The sequence below is a fragment of the Rhodococcus sp. 105337 genome (assembly GCF_012844225.1).
GTDB lineage: Bacteria > Actinomycetota > Actinomycetes > Mycobacteriales > Mycobacteriaceae > Rhodococcus.
In genome coordinates, this window is the sequence record NZ_JABAGQ010000031.1 from 1 (window position 1) to 1,264 (window position 1,264).

At 61.5% G+C, this 1,264-nt stretch carries 1 protein-coding gene; it reads left to right on the top strand.

The window, feature by feature from the left end; all coding sequences use genetic code 11:
- The first annotated feature begins 69 nt into the window (after positions 1–69).
- Positions 70–1,223 (top strand): IS3 family transposase gene (locus HF886_RS20840; protein ID WP_169653382.1). Its coding sequence is split into 2 segments (ribosomal slippage): positions 70–358 and positions 358–1,223, totalling 1,155 coding nucleotides; the frame shifts between segments, so codons are not numbered across the junction.
- Positions 1,224–1,264 lie beyond the last annotated feature (41 nt).

The following is a 1,264-nucleotide window of genomic DNA, read 5'->3' on the forward strand; positions in this document are numbered from 1 at the left end:
GGGACTGCCCCCGGTTTGGTTGACATCTGATCTGTGAGGATCACTCCTCACGATGGAAGGATGTTTCCCATGCCGAAGCCGTTCCCCGCCGAGTTCCGCCGTGACGTCATCGCCGTCGCCCGCAAGGGCGAGGCCCCGTTGCGTCAGATCGCCAAGGACTTCGGGATCTCCGAGGGGTGCCTGCACCGCTGGCTCAAGATCGCCGACCGCGAGGACGGCATCGGCGCCGGCGGGAAATCCTCCGGCTCAGACGAGTCAGCAGAACTGCGGGAAGCCCGCAAACGGATCAAGCTCCTCGAGCAAGAAGCAGAGGTCATGCGTCGTGCCGTGGCCTATCTGTCCCGGGACGTCAACCCAAAATGATGTTCCCGCTGGTCCTCGACCTCGCCGCCGACGGAGTGCCCGTCACGGTGACCTGCCGGGTTCTCGGTTTCTCCACCCAAGCGTTCTACAAATGGAAGAAATATCCGGTCACGCAACGTGATTGGGATGACGCGCATCTGATCAACATCGCCCGCGCCATCCATGCCGACGATCCCGCATTCGGTTACCGCTTCATCGCCGACGAACTACCCGGCCATGGAATCGCCGCCGGAGAGAACCGTGTCGCCAGGCTGTGCTCGCAAGAGCGCATCTGGTCGGTGTTCGCGAAGAAGAAAGGCCTGAACAGAAAAGCGGGCCCGCCTGTTCACGACGACCTCGTCGACCGCCGATTCACCGCAGAGGGGCCCAACGAACTCTGGCTCACCGACGTTACCGAGCATCGCACCGACGAGGGCAAGTTGTACCTCTGTGCGATCAAGGATCTGCACTCGAACAGGATCGTCGGGTACTCGATCGACTCCCGTATGAAGGCGTCGCTGGCTGTGTCTGCGTTGCGCAATGCCGTCGCGCTACGTAAGCCTGTCGGGACGATTGTGCACTCGGACCGCGGAAGTCAATTTCGATCACGGAAATTTGTACATGAACTGTCTCGCAATGGTTTACAAGGTTCGATGGGTCGCGTGGGGGCATGCGGCGACAATGCCGCGATGGAGTCGTTCTTCGCTCTCTTGCAGAAGAACGTCCTCGACCGGCAACGCTGGTCGACCCGGGCGGAGTTGCGACTGGCGATCGTGACCTGGATCGAGCGGACCTACCACCGCAAGCGCCGCCAACGCCGCCTCGGAAAGCTCACCCCGATCGAGTTTGAGACAATCAACCAAGTCGCATACGCGGCCTGAACCGCTCAACCCCACGAGTCAACTGAAGTGGGGGCAGTCCC